The organism is Psychrobacillus sp. FSL W7-1493, from assembly GCF_038004905.1.
Classification (GTDB): Bacteria; Bacillota; Bacilli; order Bacillales_A; family Planococcaceae; genus Psychrobacillus.
Map to the genome: position 1 here is coordinate 73,159 of NZ_JBBOSB010000002.1, position 24,462 is coordinate 97,620.

The 24,462-nt window shown below is 37.3% G+C and carries 23 protein-coding genes and 1 pseudogene; 14 read left to right on the top strand and 10 right to left on the bottom strand.

The features are described 5' to 3' along the window. Window positions 1–17 precede the first annotated feature (17 nt). The 3 genes from MKX96_RS17835 (at window position 18) to MKX96_RS17845 (ending at window position 2,023) form a co-directional block, all read left to right on the top strand. A complete protein-coding gene (locus MKX96_RS17835) occupies window positions 18–719 on the top strand; it encodes a CBS domain-containing protein (RefSeq protein ID WP_169359325.1) in 702 nt (233 codons plus the stop codon). A 100-nt stretch (window positions 720–819) separates the two neighbouring features. Beyond that, window positions 820–1,104, top strand: a complete 285-nt coding sequence (locus MKX96_RS17840) for a hypothetical protein (RefSeq protein WP_251555460.1) — start codon at window positions 820–822, stop codon at window positions 1,102–1,104. 118 nt (window positions 1,105–1,222) lie between these two features. Beyond that, window positions 1,223–2,023 carry a metallophosphoesterase gene (locus MKX96_RS17845; RefSeq protein ID WP_251555445.1) on the top strand — a complete coding sequence of 267 codons (801 nt, stop codon included), beginning with the start codon at window positions 1,223–1,225 and terminating at the stop codon, window positions 2,021–2,023. 141 nt (window positions 2,024–2,164) lie between these two features. On the opposite strand, the gene MKX96_RS17850 is transcribed toward MKX96_RS17845, so the two are convergent. From MKX96_RS17850 to putP, 5 genes are all read right to left on the bottom strand, one after another. Further along, complete coding sequence (locus MKX96_RS17850; RefSeq protein WP_298469797.1) at window positions 2,165–2,764, bottom strand: hypothetical protein; 600 nt, start codon at window positions 2,762–2,764, stop codon at window positions 2,165–2,167. A 107-nt stretch (window positions 2,765–2,871) separates the two neighbouring features. Continuing rightward, a complete protein-coding gene (locus MKX96_RS17855) occupies window positions 2,872–3,474 on the bottom strand; it encodes a response regulator transcription factor (protein WP_169359322.1) in 603 nt (200 codons plus the stop codon). Between the two features lie 2 nt (window positions 3,475–3,476). Then, window positions 3,477–4,607 carry a sensor histidine kinase gene (locus MKX96_RS17860; RefSeq protein WP_169359321.1) on the bottom strand — a complete coding sequence of 377 codons (1,131 nt, stop codon included), beginning with the start codon at window positions 4,605–4,607 and terminating at the stop codon, window positions 3,477–3,479. 86 nt (window positions 4,608–4,693) lie between these two features. Next, the gene (locus tag MKX96_RS17865) at window positions 4,694–5,746 is read right to left on the bottom strand and encodes a fatty acid desaturase (RefSeq protein WP_169359320.1); all 1,053 of its coding nucleotides are present in this window, start codon (window positions 5,744–5,746) and stop codon (window positions 4,694–4,696) included. A gap of 157 nt (window positions 5,747–5,903) precedes the next feature. Further along, a complete protein-coding gene (gene putP, locus MKX96_RS17870) occupies window positions 5,904–7,394 on the bottom strand; it encodes a sodium/proline symporter PutP (RefSeq protein WP_298469790.1) in 1,491 nt (496 codons plus the stop codon). Between the two features lie 148 nt (window positions 7,395–7,542). On the opposite strand from putP, the gene MKX96_RS17875 reads away from it, so the two are divergent. The 3 genes and pseudogenes from MKX96_RS17875 to MKX96_RS17885 all read left to right on the top strand — a co-directional run. Further along, window positions 7,543–8,709, top strand: a complete 1,167-nt coding sequence (locus MKX96_RS17875; RefSeq protein ID WP_340886264.1) for an exonuclease SbcCD subunit D — start codon at window positions 7,543–7,545, stop codon at window positions 8,707–8,709. Further along, window positions 8,706–11,786, top strand: a complete 3,081-nt coding sequence (locus MKX96_RS17880; protein ID WP_340886265.1) for an SMC family ATPase — start codon at window positions 8,706–8,708, stop codon at window positions 11,784–11,786. The genes MKX96_RS17875 and MKX96_RS17880 overlap by 4 nt, the downstream gene beginning before the upstream one ends. Window positions 11,787–11,812: 26 nt before the next feature. After that, a pseudogene (locus tag MKX96_RS17885) lies at window positions 11,813–12,295 on the top strand (nucleoside deaminase); the annotation flags it as partial. A gap of 152 nt (window positions 12,296–12,447) precedes the next feature. Here MKX96_RS17885 and MKX96_RS17890 read toward each other — a convergent pair. Together MKX96_RS17890 and MKX96_RS17895 are read right to left on the bottom strand one after the other, a co-directional pair. After that, the gene (locus MKX96_RS17890) at window positions 12,448–12,852 is read right to left on the bottom strand and encodes a DUF5412 domain-containing protein (RefSeq protein ID WP_445678222.1); all 405 of its coding nucleotides are present in this window, start codon (window positions 12,850–12,852) and stop codon (window positions 12,448–12,450) included. A 149-nt stretch (window positions 12,853–13,001) separates the two neighbouring features. Further along, complete coding sequence (locus tag MKX96_RS17895; RefSeq protein WP_340886270.1) at window positions 13,002–14,357, bottom strand: M48 family metallopeptidase; 1,356 nt, start codon at window positions 14,355–14,357, stop codon at window positions 13,002–13,004. A 121-nt stretch (window positions 14,358–14,478) separates the two neighbouring features. Between MKX96_RS17895 and MKX96_RS17900 the strand changes: the two genes are divergently transcribed. From MKX96_RS17900 to MKX96_RS17915, 4 genes are all read left to right on the top strand, one after another. Continuing rightward, on the top strand, window positions 14,479–15,306 hold the full coding sequence (locus MKX96_RS17900; protein WP_169359313.1) for an ABC transporter permease: 828 nt from the start codon (window positions 14,479–14,481) through the stop codon (window positions 15,304–15,306). A 5-nt stretch (window positions 15,307–15,311) separates the two neighbouring features. Continuing rightward, on the top strand, window positions 15,312–16,091 hold the full coding sequence (locus MKX96_RS17905; protein ID WP_298469777.1) for an ABC transporter ATP-binding protein: 780 nt from the start codon (window positions 15,312–15,314) through the stop codon (window positions 16,089–16,091). Window positions 16,092–16,103: 12 nt separating this feature from the next. Then, the gene (locus MKX96_RS17910) at window positions 16,104–17,183 is read left to right on the top strand and encodes an ABC transporter substrate-binding protein (protein WP_340886273.1); all 1,080 of its coding nucleotides are present in this window, start codon (window positions 16,104–16,106) and stop codon (window positions 17,181–17,183) included. Window positions 17,184–17,394: 211 nt separating this feature from the next. Further along, complete coding sequence (locus MKX96_RS17915; RefSeq protein ID WP_340886274.1) at window positions 17,395–17,847, top strand: YaiI/YqxD family protein; 453 nt, start codon at window positions 17,395–17,397, stop codon at window positions 17,845–17,847. Here MKX96_RS17915 and MKX96_RS17920 read toward each other — a convergent pair. After that, a complete protein-coding gene (locus tag MKX96_RS17920) occupies window positions 17,844–18,710 on the bottom strand; it encodes a glycerophosphodiester phosphodiesterase family protein (RefSeq protein ID WP_340886276.1) in 867 nt (288 codons plus the stop codon). The two genes, MKX96_RS17915 and MKX96_RS17920, sit on opposite strands and share 4 nt — an antisense overlap. Window positions 18,711–18,932: 222 nt before the next feature. Between MKX96_RS17920 and MKX96_RS17925 the strand changes: the two genes are divergently transcribed. From MKX96_RS17925 to MKX96_RS17940, 4 genes are read left to right on the top strand one after another with little or no spacing between them, the layout of a single operon-like run. Then, complete coding sequence (locus tag MKX96_RS17925) at window positions 18,933–20,063, top strand: ABC transporter ATP-binding protein (RefSeq protein WP_340886279.1); 1,131 nt, start codon at window positions 18,933–18,935, stop codon at window positions 20,061–20,063. After that, window positions 20,060–20,995, top strand: coding sequence for a carbohydrate ABC transporter permease (locus MKX96_RS17930; protein ID WP_340886281.1), 936 nt, complete (start codon window positions 20,060–20,062; stop codon window positions 20,993–20,995). The genes MKX96_RS17925 and MKX96_RS17930 overlap by 4 nt, the downstream gene beginning before the upstream one ends. Next, window positions 20,992–21,804: a carbohydrate ABC transporter permease gene (locus MKX96_RS17935; RefSeq protein WP_169359306.1), complete on the top strand. Its 813-nt coding sequence runs from the start codon at window positions 20,992–20,994 to the stop codon at window positions 21,802–21,804. Before MKX96_RS17930 ends, MKX96_RS17935 begins: the two co-directional genes overlap by 4 nt. 34 nt (window positions 21,805–21,838) lie before the next feature. Continuing rightward, window positions 21,839–23,200 (top strand): ABC transporter substrate-binding protein, encoded by a 1,362-nt coding sequence (locus MKX96_RS17940; protein WP_340886286.1) that lies wholly within the window; start codon window positions 21,839–21,841, stop codon window positions 23,198–23,200. A 93-nt stretch (window positions 23,201–23,293) separates the two neighbouring features. On the opposite strand, the gene MKX96_RS17945 is transcribed toward MKX96_RS17940, so the two are convergent. Together MKX96_RS17945 and MKX96_RS17950 are read right to left on the bottom strand one after the other, a co-directional pair. After that, window positions 23,294–23,767, bottom strand: coding sequence for a hypothetical protein (locus MKX96_RS17945; RefSeq protein WP_340886288.1), 474 nt, complete (start codon window positions 23,765–23,767; stop codon window positions 23,294–23,296). A gap of 291 nt (window positions 23,768–24,058) precedes the next feature. Beyond that, the gene (locus MKX96_RS17950; protein WP_340886290.1) at window positions 24,059–24,352 is read right to left on the bottom strand and encodes a 3-isopropylmalate dehydrogenase; all 294 of its coding nucleotides are present in this window, start codon (window positions 24,350–24,352) and stop codon (window positions 24,059–24,061) included. Between the last annotated feature and the right edge of the window lie 110 nt (window positions 24,353–24,462).

Below are 24,462 nucleotides of genomic sequence, written 5' to 3' on the forward strand. Positions count from 1 at the left end.
TAAGAGGAGACTTATATATGACATTACGCAACTCGGATCGTTTTATCACTTCTTACAATAGATTAGATAAAATCATGAGAGATATAGCCGATACTCAGGAACACTTATCCTTTTTTAGATTAATCGATTTCGCTAAGAAAAAAAACGCTGTACTAAGACGATATGAAGCAGATCTTCGAGAATATGGTGACTTAAGAAACGCAATCGTGCACCATCGTACAACTATGGAATATGCGATAGCAGAACCCCATGAAGAGGTAGTAGCAAAGATGGAAGAAATCGAAGAGGCTTTAAGCAAGCCTGTCACAGTAGGAAATATGTTCTCCGGAGAAGTAACTACCTTTCAGGAAACAGATTCTTTAAGCTATGCACTCCAGGTTATTAAGGATAAGAAATACAATCAATTTCCTGTGTATAATGGGGATAAATTTAAAGGTCTTATCACACCAGTAGGAATTACTATGTGGATGGCAAGTGAGGTAGAGTCCAAGAGTTTCTCAAGGAAAAAAGCAACCCTGGGTGAAATTTTGAAGCATGAAAGTAATAGAGAGAATCACCGCTTTGTTGAAGCAGAGATGTCCGTGTATGAGGCGCTAGAAGTTTTTAAATCAGCAATTGGACGAGGAAAGAGATTAGAAGCACTGCTAATTACTAAGGATGGAAAACTGAGTAACCAACTAATAGGAATTGTAACTCCAATGAGTATGATGAAAATTTAAAAATAATCATTTATCAGATGACTATTTTCCCTTTTATGACGTAAAATGGAAGTGGACGTGATTTTATCATGTAAACTATAATAGGGATGGAGGATTGTAAGTGAATACGTATGAAGAGGGGCAGTTACATTATAAAGATGGCTCGGCAATAAAAACTTCAACTGAGATGACTGTAATGGAATGGATCATCACGATGCTGATTATGGCTATTCCCATTGTTAATCTGGTTATGTTATTCATTTGGGGATTTGGTAATCCAGACCCAAGACGTAATTTTGCTCGAGCATCACTTATTTGGATGGCTATTTCTATAGGGTTAGTTATAATAATATATATTGTTATAATAGTATTCTTCCTCGCTGCATTTCAAGGTGTAAATTATTAGCACTTATTTCCTGGGAAATTATAATAACCGACAAAATTTAACAATCCCCATACATTTATGGGGATTTATTAAATTTCTCAGGGGTATCGTTTTTTGCAAATAGACTAGGAGATTTTAGATGAAAAAATGGATTGTTTTATTAGTAGTTATATTAGCTGTGCTACTTTACATAGGGAACACTCGAGTAAGTATTAACGAAGTAATAATAGAATCAGAGAAGATTCCAGCTAGTTTTAATGAATGGAAGATTTTGCAGATATCCGATTTACATGATGCCACATTTGGTGATAAGCAAGCAAAACTCGTACATAAGATTAAGGATGTAAACCCGGATATTATTTTTATCACAGGAGATATAATCGACAGCAATCGATATGACTTACAAAATAGCTTGGATCTAGTCAATCAAATTATTAGTATAGCACCGGTTTACTATGTTACTGGAAATCATGAAATTGCTACAAATGATGTTAATCACATTAAAACTTCTTTAATGGAGATTGGTGTCCATGTTTTATCCAATGAGGAAGTAACGGTTGAATATAATGGGGAGAAAATGCGTATTATCGGCATTGAGGATCCTTTAAGTGGTTTGCTTGTTCGAGAGCAGCTAGAAAACTTTGAAAGCAGCGAGGATTATACCCTTGTGCTATCTCATAGACCAGAGGTATTTCATGATTATGTTAATTCTGAAATGGATTTAGTATTTTCTGGTCATGCGCACGGAGGTCAATTTAGAATTCCTGGTTTAGGTGGGTTAGTGGCACCAGGACAAGGGTGGTTTCCAAAATACACTGCAGGAACATATAAAGAAAAGGAAACGACTATGATTGTGAGTCGGGGGTTAGGAAACAGCTTGGTTCCCATTAGAGTCTTTAACACTCCAGAGTTAATCGTGGTTACATTAAAAAGTATATAATCACGCTGTTTGAAGGTGATTATTTTTTTAAATAAGGTATTGTCTGTTCATTTGAAACAGATAGTGCCTTTTTTTGTGCAATCAACGATTAAAAAAAGCGAGTGTTTGAACGATTATTGTCCTCCTACTCGCTATAAATAATTACTTTTCAACTATTTGAAAGGTCTCTAAAATAGATCGGAAATTCGAACCATGTCCTTCTGCGGCCTCTAGAAAGTACTTTTGTGTAATAACAAAGCTTCCTCCAACGCCATTATCTATTATATAGATATCACCAACAGGACTATCCCAGTTGGTTAGCCCGGCTGAATCGTGACTAATTGCATGTAGCCAGTATCCAACCACTGGATCAATAACCTTTTCCGTTTCTTTAGGGCTAGTATAGTCAACACCCATTTGCATCTCTAGAATAGGAAGGAGCTCCTCAGGGGATTGATCATTTATCTGTTCTATTTTTAATGAAACCTCTGGATATTTTTCTTCTAAAGGTACTTTAGTAGTGAGGGTATCCGACTGATCACCCTCCACTAATTTATAAATATCTTCATCAAAGGTAATCATGTAATCGACTTGTTTTTTAGAGGGTTCATATGCAGATCCCTTCGAATCCGATTGTTGATTTTCCTCAGCTATCTCTTTACTAGGAGCTTTAACCTGACTAATCATATTTGGCAAAAATATGATTAAAATGGTTACCACTGAAATAATAACTATGGTCAAAGCCAGATACCTCTTTTTCATATTTTCACTCCTCTTTGCTAAAGGATTTACTTAATACAAATCACCAGCTAATAATAGTGTTAAGGTATTAGACGTAAAATATGGAAAATGGTAACAGGGGAAAGAAATTATTTAAACCAACCTTTTTCTTTAAAGCGAGATATTGCCTCAATTCTATTCCCCACTTGAAGCTTTTCCAATATTACGGAAATATAGTTTCGGACAGTACCAGGAGTAATATATAACTCACTTGCGATTTCTTTCGTATTTTTTCCGTTAGCGATTAGCTCAAGCACCTGGCTTTCTCTATCTGTTAACGGATTTTCTTCTTCTTCAAAGGCCATATCAACTAATTCTGGAGCATAGATCCGTCGACCATCCATAATTATTCGGATTGAGTTAGCCAGCTCCTCACTAGGGCTATCTTTTAAAAGGTATCCATTTACGCCTGCTTTTCGCGCTCTTTCAAAATAGCCTGAGCGTGCAAAGGTAGTTAAGATGATTACCTTACATGGGTGATCCTTTAATTCCTCAGCTGCATCTAATCCACTTTTAATAGGCATTTCGATATCCATAATACAAATATCAGGTTGAAGCTGCTTAATAAGAGCAAGAGCTTCCTCTCCGTTATTCGCTTTACCTACTACTTCCATGTCTTCTTCCAAATTTAGAAGAGATCCAAGTGCTCCTAAAACCATTCGTTGATCTTCAGCGATGACAATTCGTATCATGTCTAATCCTCCTGCCGTGTTTGTAATATTACATTTGGTACTCTGATATTAATCGTTGTACCATTTTTTGAATAAATATCTAGTGTACCATTAACAAATTCCAGTCGCTCCCTAATCCCTTGCAATCCATGACCTTTAATCCAGTCTTTACTAAGGTCTAATCCTTTTCCATTATCGTGTACTTTTAATAAAGTTTCCCTTGCTGACTGCTTTAATGAAATAGAGCAGGCAGTGGCTCCACTATGTTTTACCACATTAGTCACGGATTCCTTCAGACACATACTTAGCATGTTTTCAACAATAGGCGGTGTTTTAACAAGATGAAGGGAGCCACTAAACTTACAAGAAATACCTGCTGCATTAAGTATTTGCTGCACTCTATAAATCTCATCCTCCAACTTAGTACCACGCATGTTTGTAACGAGCTCACGTACCTCTTTTAAAACAGAACGAGCTGTTTGATGAATATCTTGAATTTCATGCTTAGCTGCTTCAGGGTCCTTATCCATTAGCCTTCCAGCTAAGTCGCTTTTCAAACCAATCAAGGAAAGCTTTTGACCAAGTGTATCATGTAGGTCTCTTGCTATTCTTTCACGTTCTTCAATAACCATATATTGAGCAATACGCTGATTAGCATCTTCTAGTTGGCCTTCTAGCATTTCTCGCTTATGACGATTATAAGTACTAAAAGGCAATAAAATTACCCCAAGTATACATATAACCAAAAATGGCCATTGAGAAATAAATAATTCTATTTTTATATAAAAGCCGATAATAACAGCAGTTAAGGTGGAGAGAATATTTAGGCTATATATTAAGAAGAAGCCCAATCTTTGTGTAATATTCCCGATAAAAAAGGAAAGAAAGATAGAAAAGTAAATATACCCATAATAATAGGTCATCAATAAGCTAATTATTATTTCAATAGCTAAGCAAACATATAAAAACCAACCTGTCGACTTAAAAGAAAGACGGTATGCAAGAAAGAATATTCCTGTGAAGAGCAGACCTATAATGATTTCAGATAGCTCGTTTGAACGAAAAATAAAGAAAAAAGGAAAGATACAAAATACGACCCAAGCATAAATACTTAGCCAGGGAGCTTTAGGGAAAATCTGATACCATTTATTCATTTAACAGACACCTTTCACGTATACACTTTCTTTTATTATAAAGTAAAACCACCCCCTAGTGGATAAGGAATGGTTTTAAGAGAGGTCTATTTTCCTTCAATTGTTGTATTTTTAGCATTAAGATTTACTGCATCTTTAGATTGCTTAAGCAAATGCTTAATCTCTTTAAAGGTTACAAAGCTTTTGTTCTCTTCATCAAATAAACGGAAATGAATAGATTGTAAACTTGTACGAAGATTTATAGTTGTAGCTTTGTGTAAGGGTGGTGTAGATTCATGTGCTTTTTCTAAGTTGTAATTAGGTACTCTTGGACTTAAATGATGAACGTGATGGAAACCAATGTTTCCTGTTACCCATTGTAGCACTCTTGGTAATTTGTAGTAAGAGCTTCCTTCGATCGCAGCTTTTACATAATCCCATTCTTTCTCATCTTCGAAGTAGGAATCTTCAAACTGATGCTGTACGTAGAACAACCAAATCCCTAAAGCTCCTGCTACAAAAAGAATAGTTCCTTGTATAATGGCAAATGCTTGCCAGCCAATTAGCCAAATCATGAAAGAATAAATAGCAATTACTGAAATGTTAATAAGATACGTATTATAGCGCTCTTTTCCTTTAGCGCCTTTACGGTTAATACGATTACTTACTAGAAATAACAAGGCAGGTCCTAAACCGAACATAACAATTGGATTACGATATAGTCGGTAAGAAAGGCGCTTCATCGGTGAAGCCTCTATATACTCTTCGACTGTCATCATCCAAATGTCACCAACGCCACGTTTGTCTAAATTACCACTAGTTGCATGATGAATGTTATGCTCGCGCTTCCACTTCTCGTATGCAAATAAGGTGATGATACCTGTAATAGTTCCTGTTATATTATTAGCTTTTTTATTTTTAAAGAAAGATCCGTGTGTGCAATCGTGGAAGATAATAAATATACGAACGACAAATCCTGCAGCAATGATGGATAATCCAACAGTCAACCATACAGAAATGTCGAGGCTTAAATAGGCTAAAAACCAGAGGATAAAAAATGGTGGAATTGTATTGATGAGCTGTACTATGCTTTTCTTCAACTCGGAATTTTCAAATGGTTTTACATTCTTACGTAATTCAAGTGTTTTTTCTCTACTCATTATAATTCCTCCTATATACATATTTCGTTATGTTAACTATAAAGCAATGTTGGTCTTAGGAGTAGGCATAAACGTCAAGTCAACACTATGACAAGTATCATATAGGACAATATATAGAAAAGGGCTAACCTGCAGTGTGAGGTTAGCCCTTTTCTTATTATTTTTTACGCTCTTCTTTTAATAGTTGAACGGTGTCATCGAATTCTTTTTCAATCTCAGCATTAGGCTTGTAGGTTAACAAACTTACTACCACAGTAAAGATCAGAGCTAAAAAGAAGCCGGGAACAATTTCATATAATGCATCTGAAAGTGCTTCATTATTACCCCAGATGACTACAGTAACAGCCCCTACGACCATTCCTGCAAGAGCACCATGAGAAGTGATCTTTTTCCAATATAATGAAAGTAAAATGACAGGACCAAATGATGCACCGAAGCCTGCCCATGCAAAGGCTACAAGGCCTAAAATAGTCTCGTTTTGTTCCCAAGCAAGCACAGCAGCAATTATGGATACTGCTAGTACAGCGATACGACCATAATTTACATATGTTCGATCAGAAGCATCTGTTTTTATAAATGCTTTATACAAGTCCTCTATTAATGCAGAGGAAGTAACGATTAGCTGAGACGAGATTGTACTCATAACGGCTGCTAAAACAGCAGCAAGCACAAGACCTGCAATGAATGGGTGGAACACAATTTGGCCAAGTGAGATAAATATAGCTTCTGGATCAGTAAGAGTTAGATTAGGGTTTTGTTGGTAATATGCTAGTCCAACAAGAGCAGTGGAAATAGCTCCAACTAAGCTTAGAATCATCCACCCTATACCAATGCGACGAGCATTCTTTGTTTCTTTTACTGAACTAATAGCCATAAAACGAACAATAATATGGGGCTGTCCAAAGTAACCAAGACCCCATGCTAAGGATGATATAATCCCTGCAGTTGTAGTACCAGCGATCAGGCTTAAATGAGTTGGATTAACCGCCTTGATTGAATCTACAGTTGTATCTATTCCCCCAGTTGCAAATAAGCCAATAATGGGAACGAAAATTAGTGCGAGAAACATAAGAAGACCTTGTAGGAAATCCGTATAGCTAACGGCTAGGAAGCCACCAAACAGAGTGTAGGCTACTGTAACCGCTGATACAACTAACAAGCCAGTATGGTAGTCTAGTCCAAATGAGCTTTCAAAAAATACTCCTCCAGCAACCATTCCTGATGATACATAAAAAGTAAAGAATAAAAGGATAATGAGACCTGAGGCAACTCGTAATAAACGGGAAGATTGCTTCAAGCGACTTTCTAAGTAACTCGGAATAGTAATGGAATCATTAGAGACCTGTGTGTAGACACGTAAGCGTGGTGCTACATATAGCCAGTTTAAATACGCTCCAATTGTTAAACCAACCGCTATCCAAGCTTCTCCCATACCATGTAGATAGATTGCTCCTGGTAATCCCATTAGGAGCCACCCAGACATATCAGCAGCTCCTGCACTTAAAGCGGTAACAGCTGGGCCGAGTGAACGTCCTCCTAGCATATAATCAGTCAGATTAACGGTTTTTCTATACGAATAATATCCGATAGCAAGCATGGCAACCATATAGATAGATATGGCTATCAATTGATAAGTTTCTGGTGACATATAAAAATCCTCCTTTTAATCATAATCTTTACATATTTACTATTTAACTTTATATGAAATCTCGGCAAGTTAATATAACCTGTCCTCCTTAAATGATAAAATAGATATAAATTAACATAAAATCTTCAGTGTAGGAGGGTAATTACTCATGAAAATATTTCACACAGCCGACTGGCATTTAGGTAAATTAGTACAAGGAATCTATATGACAGAAGATCAGAGACATGTGTTGGCTTCATTTATAAAAGCAATTGAGGAAGAAAAGCCAGATGTAGTAATCATAGCAGGAGATTTATATGACCGTGCTGTACCACCTGCAGAAGCTGTAAATTTGTTGGACAATGTACTTGCAGAGATTGTATTAAAGCATCAGACTCCTGTTTTAAGTATTGCGGGAAACCATGACAGCCCAGGCCGTTTAAATTTTGGAAGAAACATTATGAAAGAAACTGGTTTACATATAGTGGGACAACTAACAAAAGAGTTTAATTCTGTGACAATCAGTGATGAATATGGAGAAGTAGAATTTCATCTAATCCCGTATATGGACCCTTCTCAGGTTAGGTTCATACTCGAGGACGAAACAATCACCAGTCATCAGCTAGCCATGAAAAAAATAGTGGAAGCTATTGAATTGCAAATGGATTTTTCGAAAAGACATGTATTTGTAGGACATGCCTTTGTTACTCCTCAAGGTCGGGAAGAGGATAATACTAGTGAGTCAGAAAGACCGCTTGCCATTGGTGGAGCTGAGTATGTAGATGCTTCGCTATTTAAGAACTTCAAGTACACCGCGTTAGGCCATCTTCATCAAGCACATTTTGTGCAAAATGAAACCATTCAATACGCCGGATCTCCTTTAAAATATTCCATTTCAGAGGAACACCATAAAAAAGGCTTTCTAATAGTGGAAATAGATGAAAAAGGTTGTGCAAAAGTAGAAAAAAGATTACTTACCCCTAAAAGAGATATGCGCACAGTGGAAGGCTATCTGAATGACATTTTACAGCATCCTACAAGCGAGGATTACATTTTCGTGAAGTTACTAGATGAAACGCCAGTACTTTCACCAATGGAGCAAATTCGAACTGTATATCCGAATGCCATGCATGTAGAAAGAAAAGTATTCCAATCCTTTGGAATAGGAAAAGCAGAAGAACCAAAAAGTCGTCATAAGATGGATGACTTAATGCTATTTGAATCCTTCTATGAGGAAATCAAGGGACAAACTCCGGCCGAGGAAACAAAAGAACTATTTAAGGAAGTACTTTCGGGATTAATGCTTGAAGAAAGAGAAGGAGGAAGCAGAGCATGAAGCCTATTCAGTTAAAAATGACAGCATTCGGTCCCTATAAATATACGGAAACGATTAACTTCATGGATTTGATGGATCATCGATTATTTGTCATATCTGGAGCTACTGGAGCAGGAAAAACGACAATATTTGATGGAATAAGCTTTGCCCTTTATGGCTCTGGGAGTGGGGAGGATAGAAAAGATACGAAAATGTTACGCAGTGATTTTGCATTGGATCAAACGCATACTTCTGTTGAATTGATATTTGAAATATTTAACCGCAAATATCGTATTTTAAGACAGCTTCCTCACGTTAAAAAAGGAAATAAAAGCTCAACGGGAGAAAAATATGAGTTCTTCGAAATAAAGGAGACAGGGGAAGTACCTGTTGTTGAAAGACAAATAGTTTCAGAGATTAACAAGAAAATAGAGGATATCATTGGACTTACGCAAGATCAGTTCAGCCAAATTGTCATGCTGCCACAAGGAGAGTTTAGGAAGCTATTAACCTCTTCTACTGAAAACAAGGAAGCAATTCTTCGGAAAATATTTAAAACAGAACCCTACAGGCTGATTAATGAAAGACTTAAAGAGAAAAAATTAGTAGCTGAGGCAGAGCTTAAAAAAGAAGAAAACACCCGTAATAGTTATTCGGAACAGATTATGGCCTCTTTTCCAAAACGGGAGTCTATTCTTTTTGACCTCCTAGAGGAAGGTAATTATAATATATTCCAGTTAAAGGATGCTTTACAGGCTGAGACTAATTATTACCGAGATAAGATAGAAAAAGACGAGCTCCTCTGTGAAGAGGCATATGAAAATCAGGTAGCGAAGCAATCAGCCTATTACAATGCTAAAAACACCAATACCCAATTGGAGGAGCTTGAGTTAAAAGAGCAAAACCTCCAGCGTCTTCTTAGCCAGGAAGAAACATACAAAAAGGAAGAAAGTAGACTAGAGGCAGCAGAACGGGCAAATACTATAGAAGCAATCGAGAGCCACTATAAAGAAACAGTTACTGAAGGAAATTTAAAGGAAAGCCTATTGCTTAGAGCTAAAGAGGAGCTATCCTTAACATCTAATTCCTTAATTCAGATGGAAGAGGTCTATCTCAAAGAGTTAAGCAAAAAGCAAGACCGTGAACAAAGTGTAGAAGCTTTAATCCAGCTAAATGCTCTATTACCTTTAATGGAAGACCTAGAAAAAAGGAAGCGGCAGTTAAAAGAGTTAGAGGTTAGGCAACGTAATCTCAAGGAGCAGCATGAACTTAAAATAGCTACATACCAACAAGCTAAGGCAAGCCACCTTTTGATGAAAAACGAAATAGAGAAACTAGAGGAGCAAGTAAATCCATTAGATAACAAGGTTCAACAATACTCTCAGATTAAAGGGCAATATCAACTAATGCAGGATTTTATACAGCAGGAGTCCAAGCTTGAGGAATTGAAGAACATAGAAGAAAAGGAAGAGACGATATACCTGAAAGCCCAGCAAACTCTTCAATATGAAGAAGGCAGATGGCTTAATAATCAGGCGAGTATCCTTGCCTCTAGGCTCGTAGACGGTGAAGCTTGTCCTGTATGTGGTAGTACCGAGCATAAGCCAACAAGCACTTATACCCATGAAGCTATATTAACGGATGAGCAAGTGCAGATGCTGAAAAAAGATCTTACGAGTAAGGAAACTAGCTACTTAACTATACGAACCAAACGAGAGCATGCTCTTGAGAACATAGAAAAAATCTTGGAACAGCTAGAAGAGCTACAATTATCTATTCTAGATATAGAGCAAGTAAAAATGGATCTAAATCAGCTAGAAAATGAAATAGAAGGTCTCCGTTCTGATAAAGAAAGCTTAATTTCCTTAAAAGAAACGTACAAAACGAGTGTAAGACAAATAGAGGAATTAGAAGAAAACAAGAATAATATTGAGGCAGATTATATCCATGCAAAGGCCGAATATGAGCAGGCAAATGCCGTCCTAGAGTCCAAACAAAGCTCTATCCCAAGTACAATTTCTAATCTTGAGGAGCTTCACGAACAAATTAATGCTGCTACTAAGCAAAAGCTTCTATTAGAAGAAACATGGGAGAAGGCTCAAAAGCAACATAAAGATGCAGAGGAATCCCATACGAAAGCCCAAATGAGATTAGAGCATGCCACTCAATCCGCAGAGGAAGCAATACTTAAGCAAGAGAAGGCTAAACAACAATTTTTACAAGCGTTAGTAAAGGCTGGTTTTGAAACCAAAGAGGAGTATGAGGAAGCAAGAATGGATGAACCTGCGCGGAAGGCGTTAAGAGAACGTTGTGAAGCATATAAACAGGCGGTACATACATTTACCGAACAAGTGAAGGATGGTTATAAGAAGCTAGAAGGTAAGAGCAAAGTCGATTTGAACGCCCTTGAAGAAGAGTTAAGCCAACTTAAAACTGCATATGAATCTGCATTAAATACTTTGAATAGTACTAAGGAGTTTGTAAAAGCGGGCATAGAAATTCAAGAAAAAATAGCATTATCCAGCGATCGTATTGCTAAGTTAGAGCAACAAGTAAGTCATATTCTCGATTTATACGATTTACTTAGAGGGCAAAATCCTTTGAAAATTTCTTTTGAACGCTATATACAAATAGAGTACTTAGAACAGATAATTCATGCAGCAAATGAAAGACTCAAGCATTTATCGAATGGACAGTACCAACTAATGAGAAGTGATAGACAGGAAACCCACGGCAAGCAAAGTGGACTAGGTCTAGATGTATATGATGCTTACACTGGGCAAATCCGAGATGTTAAAACATTATCAGGGGGAGAAAAATTTAATGCCTCCCTATGTCTTGCGCTTGGTATGGCAGACGTCATCCAAAGCTATCGTGGAAGTGTAAGAATTGATACGATGTTCATCGACGAAGGTTTTGGTTCGCTAGACGAGGAATCTTTAAATAAAGCGATAGACACGTTGGTAGATCTTCAAAGATCCGGTCGCATGGTCGGTGTGATTTCTCATGTTAGTGAGCTTAAGTCGGCTATTCCTGCCATACTTGAAGTCGAGAAGCTAAAAGAAGGCTACAGCCAAACAAAGTTTGTGATTAAGTAACGGAGGGATATCATGGACTTGGATCATATTTTTTAGAGATGGCGTTAGGGGAAGCGGAAAAAGCATTAGAGGAAAATACTTATCCAGTTGGAGCAGTTATTGTGGATGAGCATTTTAATCTCGTTGCTAAAGGTAGAAATAGAGTACATCCTAGTCAGGATATTACGGCACATGCAGAAATGGATGCGATAAGAAATGCTGGGACTGTAATGTTTGATGCTAAAATTAAACACAAGAAATTTACGCTTTATAGCTCCCTCGAGCCTTGTCCAATGTGTACAGGAGGAATACTATTTGCTAAAATTCAGCGTGTCGTTTGGTTATTAAACGATGATCATGGTTTTGGAGGATATAAAAGACTGAAAGATGCCTCCGTCTTCCTAGAAAAATTTGACCGTATCGAAGTAATGGAAGAACCTTTTGAGGATTTAAAGAATAGACAGAAGGAATTAATGATTAGCTGGGAGACAAATGCAAATAATGTAACATCATTGCGTAATAGGCAATAAGACGAAAAATATGCATAGTAAATGGTAGATTTTTCTGGGTAAGTGATTGATTGGTAAAGTAAATATAGTCTATAAATACTCAAATATATAGAAGGAAAGCTCGCGGAATTTCATCTTCGCGAGCTTTTTTATGATTAGAGAAAAAAAGATTATTATTGTCTTCTAAAATCAAATTTTTCCTTTGTAACATCTAATGTATGACCGTTAATTATTACTGTATTATTATCTGTCCAAGAAATATTTGCGCTTTCTTCTCGATAGTTCCAATAGATGTTTTTAGTTTTATTATCTTTATCATTAAATACCAGCTCGCCACGAACAGAATATGACGTAGTTGCGCCTCCGTTCGTAACATATGCTTTTAATGTGTACTTTCCATTAGGTGAAGTCTCTTCTATAAGATATTCTCCTGTTGGTAACCTATTCATATCAAAAAAAGCCCAATATACTCCGTAGCCGACAAGTCCGACGATTAACAAGCTTCCAATGATGAAGACCTTTAATAGTCTATTTAATTTATTTTTATTGTCATTTAGAGTTGGTTCATTGTATTCCAAATCTTATTACTTCCCCTCATTGGAACTATTAAAAAATAGACTATGCTAATTAATCAAAAAGTAGAATTGATTTCCGCACCAGCTTGACGCTTACCGCGACGGGAGTGACCTGTCCAAAACTAGGAGAGGATAGATTTAAAATAGGTATTTCAATTTACTGGTTGAAGTAGACTATTCAATGTCTGTTCGAACTGCCCACTAGGAACACCTAGAATATTATTTCCCGAGTAACCTTCGGGATCAACTATGGCCGGATCTGCCCCATACTCATACAATAGAGCTGTCAATTCGTAATTCTCATGATAAAAGGTGGCGGTCAAAGCGTTGGAATAGAGATCCTTTGTATTAGGGTCTGCCCCAGCCTCAAGTAAAATTTCTGCCATCATAATGTCATTTAAATATACTGCTTGATGTAAAGCAGTTGCCCCCTCTGTGTCTTTTTCTTCTAAATTTACCCCGCTAGCTATAAGCTCTCGCACCTTCGTATAGTCTCCATCCACGACTGCATTCATTAATGGAGTGTAATTGTAAGTGTCTTGGTCTGAAGGTGAAGAGCCTGTCTCTAGTGTTGACTCCTCCGAAGTTAAAGTATTTAACGCGGATTCATCCTCTAGCAAGTCATCAGGAAAAATGCTTGCATAGGTAAGAGAGCCTGCCAGGACTATTCCTATAATCCCTAAATAACCAATGAATAAAATACCAAATAATGCGCCTAAACCAAGAGCGATTTTATTAGCATTCGTATAGTAGGTAGGAGTCCCTTCTACTTGCATAAAATGACCGACTGCTTGGACTCTTTTAGGAGTGGGTGGGTGGGAGGATAAGACCTCACCAAGCCATGTGAAAACATTGGACTCTGTGGAAATTTGCTCTAAATAGGCATCCTCATTTACCTCTTTATATAGTTCCTTCCCAATACTTAAAATTGTTAGGCCACGCTTAGCAGCTGCACCATCTCTAATGAAGTAAGCTGCTTGACGATCACATGTATATTCACATGCACGACTATACGCCTGGGAAAGGAACGGCACTAAACGAGCGGGTGTAATTAATATATTTTTCCAAATGTGATTTCGTTTAATATGTGTAAGCTCGTGAGCTATGATGAAATCTAGCTCTGCATCGCCTTGCTCCCTAGCAAGCTCAAATACCTCTGAATAGAGCACAACCATATTCTTTCCTAAAAACCGGGTTGCAAAAGCGTTAAAAGCACCTTCGGAGTGAACTACAAATATATCTGGTACTTTTTTTAAATTCATATCTTCAGACATACGAGTTATTCGTTCATAGACATCTGGAAACTGCCTTTGGCTAACTCTGATACCATTTGATCGAATATAGCTAAGATTCATAAGATGTGCATATGTACTGATAAAAAATAAAACAAGAATGATTGCGATCCCAAAAATACTAGCTATAGCTATAACGTAAATTAATAAACTAAATAGGATGCTTAAAATAAAATATGGCATTTCTTTTGTGGATCTTAATTGTTTGTCTGTCATATTAACCCCCTCTTTCTTATTTTAAAATTACCAAAATCTACATTTTAAGTCAATTTCAATGTAGGTGTGGTCACACATTTTCCCCATTCGACATATTATTTTTAGAAAGAGGTGGTGAAAGATGCGCGATGAAAATGGGCTCGTGGATAGCGACTACGATCCCTATGAAACGGAACAAAAGGAATGGAAAAAGCAACAACTAAAAGAACGTGGTAAGCAGCTTTTAACAATTACTTCACCAATACTCATCTTAATCTTGTGGGAGGTCTTCTCACGAACGGGCATTTTAGATATACGCTTTTTCCCTCCTCCTACTGCAATAGTTTCGACATTTTTTGAGCTTGCTACAAGTGGGTTACTATGGACTCATGTATCAGTCTCTCTTTACCGAATTGCAATGGGTTTCCTACTCGGTGTAATTCCAGGTGTAATCATAGGGCTGTTAATGGGATTGTATGCTCCTATTCGACACTTTATATCCCCTATAGTAATGGCATTTATGCCGATTCCAACATTAGCTTTAATGCCAATCATCATTATCCTTTTTGGTATTGGAGATTTTTCAAAGGTAGTTACTATTGCTGGGAGTGTATTTTTTCCTGTCGTTATTAATACAGTGGCTGGTGTTTTGAACATAGATAGGGTACATCTAGATGTAGCCAAAAACTATGGTGCAAGTCCAAAGGATTTCTTTTTGAAAATTGCTTTCCCGGGTGCCTTGCCAGTTATGCTAGAAGGTATTCAAATGGGGCAGGCAATAGCTTTGTTAACAATCGTTGCCGCAGAAATGATGGGGGCAACCTCTGGTATCGGTTATTTAATATGGACCTCTTATAAGGCATTCATGTTGAAGGAAATGTTCGTTGGTTTAGTGCTCATTTCTTTTTTTGGGTTTCTTTTTTCCCTTCTCCTACGTGGACTGCAAAAGAGAATTGTCCCATGGAGGTGAGTTAAATGAGCGGAAAAGTTAAAATTTCCATTGATAATCTTACGAAGATTTTCTATAAAAAAAGTAATAGTGTTACAGCTATAAAGGATATTTCTCTGCAGGTAGAGGAAGGAGAATTTATCTGTCTAGTTGGACCAAGTGGATGTGGAAAGACAACTCTTTTACGCATCCTTGCGGGACTAGAAACTCCGAGCTCTGGCTCCTTTTTAATTGCATCGGAAGCAGGGGAACGTCCGCTACAGTCTATGGTGTTTCAAGAAAAAGGGGTTATTCCTTGGCTGACCGTTGAAGAGAATGTTGCTTTTGGTTTAAAAATGAGGCACCTTCCAAAGGAATACGTTAAAAAGCAAACCGACTACTACTTAAAAAAGGTAGGTTTAAGTAAGTTTTCTTCGCTTTATCCAAAAGAGCTTTCTGGAGGGATGAAGCAACGGATTAGTATTGCTAGGGCTTTTGCCAATGATCCAGAAATTTTGTTAATGGATGAGCCATTTGCTGCCTTGGATGAACAAAACAAATTCATATTGCAGGAAGAGTTACTATCAATTTGGTCCGAAAACAAAAAGACCGTTTTATTTATCACTCATAGTATTGATGAGGCTTTGTTGCTGAGTGACCGTATCGTGTTATTGAGCTCTCATCCAGGTGAGATTGTAAGTGAGATAAAAGTTCCATTGCCAAGACCCCGTACAATGGAGCAGGTTAGGGCAAATGCAGAAATGGCGGAACAGTTTATAACGATTTGGAATCATTTACAGCAAGAAGTTCAAAAATCGAGAAAATAAAGGAGGAAAGTTGTGAAGAAACGCTGGTTCATACTATTTGCATCTATTGTTCTTTTACTAGGTGCTTGTAGTCCAAAAGAAGAAGGAACTGACAATGTAAATGATGAAGTAAGTAAGGATAACCCTTCTGGAGACTTGGCACCGCTAAATAAGAAAGTAAAAGTAATTATAGCGGAAGACGGGGCTGCCTCTGGAGCAGGTTTTTACATTGCAAAAGAAAAAGGTTATTTTGAGGACTACAATATTGAAGTAGAGTTTGCGCAATTTGCAAATAGTGATGAAATGCTTCCTGCACTTGCTTCGGGAGACGTGGATATTGCCGGTGGGGTTTCAACTGCTTCATTTTTTAATGCCATTGCCCAAGGGATTGACGTAAAAATTATTGCAGACAAGGGACACAATGTGCCAGGTAAGTCGTATTTCTCATTCGTCATTGGAAACCACATGAAGGATGTCATCAAGGAGTATAAGGATTTTGAAGGAAAGCGTATTGCTGTTTCCTCTAAAAACTCGATTGATGAATTTATCTTTTTAGAAATGCTGAAGCATGCAGGATTAACACCTGAGGATGTAGAGTTTGTATTACTTGGAGACTTTGGAAGCATGCTAGGGGCGATTGAAAATGGTTCGATAGATGCCGCACTTCAAATTGAACCACTAATCGCCCAAGGGATTGAAAACGGATTTCATGAGCGCTTTGGAGACGCTACGGATTATGCACCGGAATCTCAAATCGCGATGGTTTTAGGTTCTCCTCAATTTATGAGTGAGGAACAAGATGTTTCGCTCCGATTCATGGCGGCCTATTTAAAGGGTGTCCGGGATTATAATGATGCATTTATAAAGGGTGAAGGAAAAGCTGAAATCATTGAAATTATGACAAAGTATACTTCACTAAAAGATCCAGTGTTATGGGAAAAAGTATTTGTTACAGGCTTAGATCCTAATGGAAAAATGTTTTTAGATGACGTGTTAAAGCAATATGACGTATATAAAGAAAATGGAGCAATTAGCGGTGACGTTGACTTTGATAAAGCGGTGGATACATCTATAACAGAAAAAGCAGTGGAGATATTAGGTGAATATAAGTAAAGGTTCAATATAAAAGGTATGGAAGAATATATCCATGCCTTTTGATTTATATAATAATTGGAAACTTTTAAAAACTAATTGCCAAATACAACTAAATTATTCATTTTGATAACTGCGTGGTAAAAAAGCCTTTGTATTGCAACCTCCTACATTCATAAAAATATTCTTTTAGTATACAATGTAGGATATATAGCTGATAGGGGTGCTCAAAATGGTGAATGTACTAGTAGATGCGGACGGCTGTCCTGTCGTGGATTTAACGATTGATATCGCAAAACAGTTCGATTTGAAGGTAACGTTGTTATGCGACACTGCACATTATATGCAGAGGGAAGGTGCTGAAACAGTCATGGTTTCGAAAGGCGCGGATGCTGTAGACTTTGTGCTCGTTAATAAAGTGAATAAGGGCGACATTGTTGTCACCCAGGATTATGGTCTTGCAGCCATGGTTTTAGCTAAGCGAGGCTATGCAATAGACCAAAATGGAAGATGGTATACACCAGAGAATATAGACCAGCTATTAGAGAGTAGACATATATCCAAAAAAATAAGACAAGCAGGTGGCCGAATGAAGGGACCACGAAAACGTCAAAAAGAAGACAATGAGAAATATGAAATTCATTTTAAAAGACTTTGTGAAAAAGTTTTGAAGCAACAGATTTAATTTTGTGTACGATCTATTATTTCTAAAGCAACGTTAGGAGCATCTGCGAATATACCATCAGCCTTGTAGAGCAAGGCTTTTTTTATATCTGCTTCTCCTATCAAGGAAAACAGGTGTACCTTCAACCCATTTTCATGTGCTTCATGGACAAAGGTTCCATCTACAGCATTCACGTTGACGCCAATTCCACTTGCATAGGTTTTTAGGCTTTTCATTTCCTGGTTGGTAAATTTAGCCTCCTCTTTATTACCGAGCAGTTGGATAAGGGGGATGCTTGGTTCAAGCTCATGAAATTCTATTAGGCTAGCACGGTTGAAGGATTGGACGATTACTTTCGGTACATCTTCTTCGTGATTTAATAAGTTATATTCTTCTAACAAAGCAAGCAATTCCTCCTCCATTTCCTCATATATTTTTGGGGATTTCATTTCAATGTAGTAGTTGACTCTATCTCCAAAATTATCAAATATTTCTCTTAATGTAGGAACTCGTGCCTTTTCAAATGCAGTATTGGCGAAATCTGGATATTTATCATTAAACCATTTCCCGGCATTCAACTTTTTTAATTCCTCTAATGTGTAATCTTTTACTAGCCCTTCACCTTCAGTAGTACGTTCTACTGTTTCATCATGCATGGCAACTAATACTCCATCTTTTGTCATTTGTAAGTCAATTTCAATATAAGTAGCCCCTAGCTGCTCAGCAATCTCATAAGCGACCAATGTATGCTCTGGTGCATAAGTGGATGCTCCTCTATGTGCGATGATAAAAAACTCTCCCGAAGCTATGGGTGTTACTTCTTTCCCTACACATCCACAAACAAACAAAACAAGTATAAGTAGGATTATTTGATATTTACGCATAAATTTGTCCTCCAAGAACTGTAAACTTTTTGTATAAAATTAAATATTCTGTAAAGATTGTAAATTTCTTTGATTTAGAATATTCTTTTTAGTAATATGGTTAAGAAAAGATTACATAGCTATGGAAAAAATGACAAAAACATAATTTACTAGCTTCCATAGTAAAATCTATAAACTTGAGGCTTATGTCAACATAATCGATTAGAGAATGGGGGAAATCTTTTGAAGCGAGTAGAATTGATTGATATCTCTAAATCATACGACAAACAATCTAACGTTATTTCTAATATTAACGTAACGATTGAACCAGGGGAATTTTTTGTGCTTGTTGGTCCATCGGGGTGTGGAAAAAGTACAATGCTTCGAATGATCGCGGGATTAGAAGAGATAACAGGAGGAGTGCTCAAGATTGGTGAGCAGGAAGTGAATGATTTACCTCCAAGTAAGCGTGATTTGTCTATGGTATTCCAGAACTATGCTTTATACCCACATCTTTCGGTAGAAGAAAATATTCAATTTGGTCTGCATGTAAAAAAAATCTCTAAAGAAGAACGTAACAATCGAACAATAGAGGTTGCTCAAATGCTAGGGCTTTCTGATTACTTAAAACGTAAGCCAAGAGAACTTTCCGGTGGACAAAGACAACGAGTTGCTCTTGCCCGAGCTATCGTAAACCAAGCGCCAATTTGTCTAATGGACGAACCATTATCTAACTTAGATGCTAAGCTTCGTGCGCACATGAGATCTGAAATTAGACAAATCCAGCGCAGACTTGGAATTACTATGATTTATGTGACGCATGATCAAATTGAAGCGATGACAATGGGTGATCGCATTATGATCCTACATGAAGGATCTATCCAACAAATAGGCAAACCAATTGATATTTATAATAATCCAGCCAATCCTTTTGTGGCTACCTTTATTGGTTCACCTCCTATGAATATTGCGGAAGGCATAGGAAGTAAAGAACAGCGTGCTATTGTGTTAAATGATTTCATTACTATTTCCGTACCAGCTGAGGACGATCACTACCTGACAGACAAAGTTATTGTTGGCATTCGTCCGGAGCATATAAAAGCAGCGACTAAGGAGTCGACCTCTGAGGAAAAGGTATTTGTAGAAATTGTAAATGTAGAAATTTTAGGAAATGAAACTGTATTTTCATTTACATTGAATGATCAGCAATGGCAAGTTAAATGGAGCGGCCAATGGCAGATAGCTGTCGGTGATAAAATACCAGTCATCATGAACTATGATTCCTTTTGCTTCTTTGATAGCGTAACAAAGGAGATTATTAAAAAACCTTCTGATGTAGAAAACCATGTATTTGGTAAAGAGGTATTTGTATGACAGTAGTGAAATCAAATCATGTAACTGCCGTTAGATCTAAGCAAAAGAAAGGTTTCTGGAAGCGCTCACTGAATGCTCGAACAGCTCTTTTATATTTATTGCCATCTATTATCTTATTTTCCGTTTTTGTTTTTTATCCAATGTTTCGTACCATTTATTTAAGCTTTTTCTTAACCAACCAAGCAGGAGAGGCTGCAGTGTTTGTTGGTCTGGAAAATTATGCTTATTTGCTTGAATCGTCTACTTTTCTAAACAGTATAAAGGCCACATTCCTATTTGTACTATATACAGTGCCTACTGGAATTATTATTGCGCTAGGCCTAGCATTACTTGCCAATGAAAAGCTAAGAGGAATAGGTTTCTTTCGTACAATTTATGCTTCCACTATGGGGGTTTCCGTAGCAGCTTCCTCCGTTGTGTGGCTATTCTTATTCCACCCAAGTATTGGGATGTTCAACAAAGTGCTTGCCATATTGAATCTTCCACAAGTCGAGTGGCTTCTAGATCCAACATGGGCGTTGCTATCGGTGTCTTTAACAACGATTTGGTTGAACACAGGCTTCTGCTTCCTAATATTGCTAGGGGGACTACAAAATATTGATGAGCACTTATATGAAAGTGCTCGTATTGACGGAGCAAGCTATTGGTATCGTTTGAGAAGAATAACTATACCAATGCTCTCTCCCACCTTATTTTTTATTATTACCATTTCTCTCATCAATGCGTTTCAAACGTTTGGACAGGTGGATATCTTAACAAAGGGCGGGCCCTCCCAATCCACTAACTTAATCGTGTATTCCATTTATAGAGAGGCATTTGTTAACGCTCAATTTGGTACTGCCAGTGCGCAGGCGGTGTTCTTATTTATATGTATTTTACTCGTTACAATTTTACAATTTAAGCTAGGGGAAAAGAAGGTGCATTACCAATGAGAATACTAAAGCGCTCCATTGTGTATTTTTTATTGATCGTTACTGCCCTGATTATGTTTTTCCCGATTATCTATGCCTTGATGGTAAGCTTCATGACGGGAGGCGAAATTTTACAAGGAAAATTCTTGCCGTCAACCTTCAGTTTTGATAATTATGTGAAGGTGTTTGATCGATTGCCTCTATTAAATTATTTGATAAACAGTTTCATTGTTTCGTTCGGGGTTATGCTTGGACAGCTGGTCGTATGTAGTTTAGCGGCCTATGCCTTCGTCTTTATCCCATTCAAAGGAAGGGACTTTGTATTTTTCCTTTTTATCTCCACGATGATGATTCCTTGGGAAGCAACAATGATTCCCAATTTCTTTACCATTCAAAATCTAAACTGGCTTAACACATACCAAGGGATGACACTACCATTTTTTGCTTTAGCCTTCGGGACATTTTTACTTAGACAGCATTTCAAAACAATACCGAAGGAGCTGCATGAGGCATCCCAGATTGCAGGACTCAGTAGATTTGCGTTTTTTGTTCGTGTAATCTTGCCGGTTTCTAAAACTAGTTTAGTAACATTAGGAGCATATGGGTTTCTAACAACATGGAATATGTACTTGTGGCCATTACTAGTTACAACTAATAACTCTGTAAGAACCGTACAAATTGGCTTGAAACAACTCCAGTCACAAGAGGTTGCAACAGAATGGGGGGTGGTTATGGCAGGGGTAATCGTTGTTATTATTCCAACACTACTACTATTGTTTTTAGGTCAAAAGCAATTGCAAAAAGGGTTAACGCAAGGGGCTCTAAAATAACAGTTGTTCCAAACTAAAAAAAGAGGTGTATGACATGAGGAAGAAGTTTAAGTTTACGTGGTTATTCATGATTTTGTTAGGTATTCTAGCATTAGCTGCATGTACAAATAGTGATGACAGTTCATCGACAGAACCTGTACAAAAAAGCGACGAGGATGTTGAAAAATCCGAAGATGGTAAAACAGTCATCTCCTTTTGGCACGCTATGTCAGGTTCAGGGCAAACAGCTCTTGATAATATTGTCGCTGACTTTAATGCATCCCAGGATGATTACGAGGTAAAGGCAGAATTCCAAGGATCATATGAAGAATCGTTAACTAAGCTTCGTAGTGTTGGGGGTACTGCAGACGCTCCGGCCATAACGCAGGTGTTTGAGGTAGGTACTAAATATATGATTGAAAGTGGATTTATCGAGCCAATGCAAAAGTTTATCGATGAAGATAACTATGACTTGTCTCAATTAGAGGAGAATATCTTAAATTATTATTCTCTTGATGGAGAGCTATATTCTATGCCATTTAACTCCTCTACACCAGTAATGCTATACAACAAGGATGCATTTAAAGCAGCCGGCTTGGATCCTGAAAACCCTCCTAAAACGTTCCAGGAGGTAATTGATACAGCAGCAAAGCTTAAAACAGAGGAGATGAAAGGCTTTTCTATGCTAACATACGGCTGGTTCTTCGAGCAGTTAGTAGCCACACAAGGTGGACTTTATGTAAATGAAGACAACGGTCGTGCTGGTGATGCAACAGAAGCGGTTTTCAACGGAGAAGAAGGTCAACGTGTGTTTGAATTCTTAAATACTATGAATGAGGCTGGTACATTTGGTAACTTCGGAACGAACTGGGATGACATTCGAGCAGCTTTCCAATCAGGGAAGGTAGCTATGTATATGGATTCCTCTGCAGGTGTACGAGGTATTATTGATAATGCGCCATTTGAAGTGGGTGCTGCATACATTCCTTACGCAGACGAAGTAGATCGTAAAGGTGTTGTAATTGGAGGGGCATCTTTATGGATGTCTAAAGGAATCGCTGAAATTGAGCAAAAAGCAGCTTGGGAGTTCATGAAGTATTTAACTACTCCAGAAGTTCAAGCTAAGTGGCATTTAGATACAGGATACTTTGCGATTAACCCATCTGCATATGAAGCAGACATTGTTAAAGAAGCATGGGAAAAGATGCCACAGTTAAAAGTAACGGTAGAACAGCTACAAAGCACAGAGCCATCTATCGCTACTCAGGGCGCCTTAATATCAGTGTTCCCAGAATCTCGTCAGCAAATTGTGACGGCGTTGGAGAATTTATATCAAGGGATGGATCCTAAAGAAGCGCTAGATGCAGCGGCAGAAGGAACTAACCGCGCAATCGAGATTGCTAATAGAACAAAATAATAAAACAAGCAGAGAGCTTAGGCTTTCTGCTTGTTTTTTAAGTAATTTAAAGAAAGGATACAGGGCGGTTAATTATGAATCTCCGAGCTTACTTTAATATCTAGCTAAATCTCCAAATGCAGAAGTAAACTCCTTTCTTATCTGAATAATGAATTTTATAGGTTCTTCAGTATTATCTTTAGTACTTAAATTCTTGCGTTCCTTTCCTTCATACCAAAATCTCTTACCATTAGAGGTCTTTTTAAGCTCTTCGTCACCGTCAAAGTAAATTTCGAAACCTCTTTCCTTATAATAATCATGTACTTCTTTTTCGCTAAGTTCAGAATATAACTTTTTGTAGACAACGACAGTTGGTCGTCCCCCACTCCCCCATGGTCCTCCACCATACGCAACTCCAAAGTCAAATCCACGATCAAGCTCTTTTGTCTTAGGAGGTAGAGGAGTAGAAAAGACTTTGTTTGCAAATTCTTCTGCGTTCTTTTTGTCTTGGCTAAAAAAAGATACAGCCAAACATACAATGGCGAAAAAAGTTAATAAGATCATCAAAATCTTAAATTTATTATTCAAAGAAATTCTCCTATCTTAATGCACATTACTGTTTTTCAAAAAGAAAAAACTTTTTCGTTTTCGCGTTCTTGCATTAAGTTTGTTTTTCGTCTCTATCTTCTATATATCTTTCGTACGCTTCTTTTACCTTGTCATTGATTGGCGGGTACTACTTGTTTATGAATCTCTTTAAATAAAATAAATGAGCTGAAAATGACCCACGCAACAATTGGACATATATGATTTATATTCAAAAAGGACTGAGAATAGTTAGAAAACCTAAAACCCAGGTCAAAACTGTCTAGTCTCGAATCATATTGTTTTGTTGTTAAATCTTTTTATTGCGCTTGCTAAAATGGCAATTAGAAAAACAATAACACTATTTATTAGTAGATAGTATGCTACTTGAAGACCGTAAAATATTGCAAAAGGATCATTAATAACAAATACGGTTATTGCACCACCGATGGAGCCAAACAAAACCCCTAGATATAATATAGTAAAAGCGGAGTAATATAGACTTTTCTTTTTTCTGTAAGTTAGAAATCCAATAATATTGGCAGCAACGATAAAAAAGACTAAAAGTATTATGAAAAAACTATCCATGTAAACCCCCGTCAGTAAATTTATTTATCATCACAACTAAAATATTGTTTGCGATGATCATTACTAGTTCAAGTGTAACATTTTACAAACAATTCCATATAAAGAAAAAT